Origin of the sequence: Erwinia sp. (assembly GCF_049696395.1) — a bacterium.
Lineage (GTDB): Bacteria > Pseudomonadota > Gammaproteobacteria > Enterobacterales > Enterobacteriaceae > Erwinia.
Genome location: NZ_JBAVTT010000186.1, coordinates 1 through 3,238 on the forward strand (window position 1 = coordinate 1; position 3,238 = coordinate 3,238).

Below are 3,238 nucleotides of genomic sequence, written 5' to 3' on the forward strand. Positions count from 1 at the left end.
CGCCCCTTCACGTCTGACTGACTTTGCCGATCTGGCATAACTCCTGCATTGATCCTCTACGAACTTGTATACAAGGCCGCATACCGGTCACCTAACGGGGAGTACTGAGCCATGAGCAGCAAAGACAAACAGACTATCGATGCACTGCGTCGCCAGATCATGAAATATTCGGCACTGACTTTGGGCGGCGTAGCACTCAGTGGCATGTTAGGCAGCCTGCCAGCCATGGCTGCCGACGAAGAGATCCTGATGGGTTACTGGCCAATTGTAGGCGGCCTGCCTTTATATGTCGGCATTGAGCAAGGCTTCTTCAAACAGGCCGGTTTGAATGTTCGTGCGGTAAAATTCGCCAGTCCACAGCAGGTAGTGGAAGCGATGATCACTGGGCGCATTCATGGCTGTGCCAACGGTACGGCAACGGGCGCACTTGGATTGGCCGCGCTCACCAGCCCGGACCTGTTCAAAATTATCTGCTCTAACCCTTCTAACGAAAAAATGGTGCTGGATGAATTCCTGGTGCCGGTGAACAGCACAGCAAAAACAATCGGCGATCTGAAAGGAAAACGCATCGCCTGTGGACCTGGCATTCAGAACGTCACCATGGCGAAGATCATTCTGGAAAAGAATGGCTTTACCGACACCAAAGTTATCGAGCTTCCCGTCGGTCAGCATGTGCCCTCACTGGCCGCCGGGCAGATCGACGGCGTGTATACACTGGAGCCAACGGGCACCGTTGCGCGTATGAAAGGGTTAGGTAAAGTGCTGGAAACCGGCGTGATTGCCAAATACGTGCTGGGTGATGCCAACGCACCGTGGTTTGGTGGTGCGGCAGCCCTCACCTCCAGCTTTATCGAAGCCGATAAAGCACGCTCAAAACAGTTTGTTGATGCCTATGCCGGGGCGGTGAAATTCATCCAACAGCACCCTGATGAAGCGCGCCAGTCTGTTGCTGGCTATACCGGAATTGAGGCCGCGCTGGTGAAAGAAGTCCCTCTGCCTGGTTTTGTGATGTATGACCAGCTGACCGGTGACAATCAGCAGTGGTTCCAGAAATTCTATGACGTCTTCACGGAGCGGAAAATATTCAGCAAACCGCTGCAGGTTGCCCCGTTGATTTACCGGGCATAAGGAGCCGCGAAAATGAAGCCATCATGGCGTTATAAGCTTCTGCCACTGGTTGGGCCGCTGCTGCTGTTTCTCCTCTGGCAGACGGCGGTCAGTGCCAAATGGCTGAACCCGGTCCTGCTGCCTTCACCGGGAGACACGGTAAGTTATTTGGTCAGCAAACTGGTCGACGGCAGTATGAATCAGGATATTGCTGCCACGCTGTACCGCACGCTGATGGCCTTTTTCGCGGCGGCGGTGATTGGCGTACCGCTGGGCATAATACTGGGCAGCAGTGAGCGCCTGTATCGTAGCGTTGAGTTCCTGGTGGATTTTTTCCGCTCAACGCCCTCCTCAGCGCTGATCCCCCTGTTTATGCTGATTTTTGGCATCACAGACACCAATAAAATCGCCATCGCGGCCTTTGCGGCAGTGCTGGTGATCCTGTTCAACAGTGCTTACGGCGTGATGAATGCGAAGAAGACCCGCATCATGGCGGCGCAGGTCATGGGGGTTTCACGCTGGCATGTGTTCAAAGACATTATGCTAATGGAGAGCCTGCCGCAGACCTTTGTGGGCTTACGAACCGGGGTCTCTATGGCGCTGGTGATCGTCATCGTTGCCGAGATGTTCATAGGATCTGAAACAGGCTTGGGGCATCGCATTATTGATGCACAGCAGCTGTTTAATATTAAAGACATGTACGCGTCGATCCTGATTACCGGGGCGTTTGGTTATCTGCTGAATCTGGGCTTTCTGCTGATTGAGAAGCGCTGTGTACACTGGAGTGGCAAAGCATGAACAATCCTCCCTACCCGAAACCCAATACCCACGTCACCCTTCGCGGGCTGGATAAAACCTTCGCCGGGCAACCGCTTTATCAGAACCTGAATCTGGATTTTCCCCGTGGCAAAATTGTGTCGATTTTCGGTCCAAACGGCTGTGGTAAATCAACGCTAATGAATATGATCGCAGGCCTGATACCGGTTGACCGTGGGCAGATTCTGTTTGATGGTAAAACGCTGGCGGAAACCCCCATCGGCTATGTGTTCCAAAACTACCGCGATGCGTTATTTCCCTGGCTCACCGCCTGGAACAATATTGCCTATCCGCTGAAGCGGCGCGGGATGAAAACCGCGGCGGTGAAAAAGCGCGTGGCCGAGTTGTCAGAAATGTTTGATATCCGCTTCGATCTTCAGCGCTATCCGTATGAGCTGTCCGGCGGCCAGCAGCAAACCGTCTGTATCATGCGGGCGCTGGCTACAGAGCCTGAAGTGATGTTTCTGGATGAACCTTTCTCCGCGCTCGATTTTGAAATGACACTGTTTATCCGCGACAAGTTGCAGCAGGTGCAACAGGCTACTGGCGTAACCATGCTGATTGTCTCCCACGATCTGGAGGACGCCGTGTTTCTGGCAGATGAGATCTTACTGCTGACGCGACGCCCCACGCGCGTGGCGGAAATTGTGCCGTTCGACTTACCTCGCCCACGTACCGCCGAAATCATGAGTCACCCGGAATTTATTCGGGTTAAAGCGCACACGCTGGAAGTGTTTAAACGGGAAATGGCCGGATAATTTGCCGCTGCAACTCAAGCGCTATAAAGTAAAAAAGCAGCTCCAAAGAGCTGCTTTTTTATCTGAAACACCCGCCATCAGGCTTCTGGCGGTGCTTTCCCTTCCTCAATGAACTCTTCATCGATCTCATCGCTGTTTTCGCGGTTATCGCGGCCGGAAAGCAGGTTCCAGCAGGCAATGAACATCGCAGCAATTAGCGGACCGATAACAAAGCCGTTAATACCGTAAATCTCCATGCCGCCCAGCGTGGCAATCAGGATCAGGTAATCCGGCATCTTGGTGTCTTTGCCAACCAGCAGCGGACGAAGAATGTTATCCACCAGGCCGATGACCACCACAAAGAAGCCAACGATAAACAGGCCTTTCCAGACGATGCCAGAAGCGAAGAAGAAGATCGCTGCCGGAACCCAGACAATGGCAGACCCGACCGCTGGGATCAGTGACAGGAAAGCAATCAAAGCGCCCCATAACAGGATGCCATCGATGCCAGTGATCCAGAATGCCAGCGCGCCAAGCGCACCTTGCACCACAGCAACGACTACGGTGCCTTTTACCGT

The 3,238-nt window shown here is 53.5% G+C and carries 4 protein-coding genes; 3 read left to right on the forward strand and 1 reads right to left on the reverse strand.

Translation table 11 applies throughout. From position 1 onward, the window contains the following. Positions 1 to 111: 111 nt before the first annotated feature. The 3 genes from WCC56_RS21290 to WCC56_RS21300 are packed head-to-tail and all read left to right on the forward strand — an operon-like array spanning position 112 to position 2,681. A complete protein-coding gene (locus WCC56_RS21290; RefSeq protein WP_424694308.1) occupies positions 112 to 1,128 on the forward strand; it encodes an ABC transporter substrate-binding protein in 1,017 nt (338 codons plus the stop codon). A gap of 12 nt (positions 1,129 to 1,140) precedes the next feature. Continuing rightward, complete coding sequence (locus WCC56_RS21295) at positions 1,141 to 1,905, forward strand: ABC transporter permease (RefSeq protein WP_424694309.1); 765 nt, start codon at positions 1,141 to 1,143, stop codon at positions 1,903 to 1,905. Next, on the forward strand, positions 1,902 to 2,681 hold the full coding sequence (locus WCC56_RS21300) for an ABC transporter ATP-binding protein (protein ID WP_424694310.1): 780 nt from the start codon (positions 1,902 to 1,904) through the stop codon (positions 2,679 to 2,681). Before WCC56_RS21295 ends, WCC56_RS21300 begins: the two co-directional genes overlap by 4 nt. Positions 2,682 to 2,758: 77 nt before the next feature. Here WCC56_RS21300 and WCC56_RS21305 read toward each other — a convergent pair. Further along, the coding region (locus tag WCC56_RS21305) for an AI-2E family transporter (protein WP_424694311.1) at positions 2,759 to 3,238 on the reverse strand (480 nt) is incomplete at its 5' end.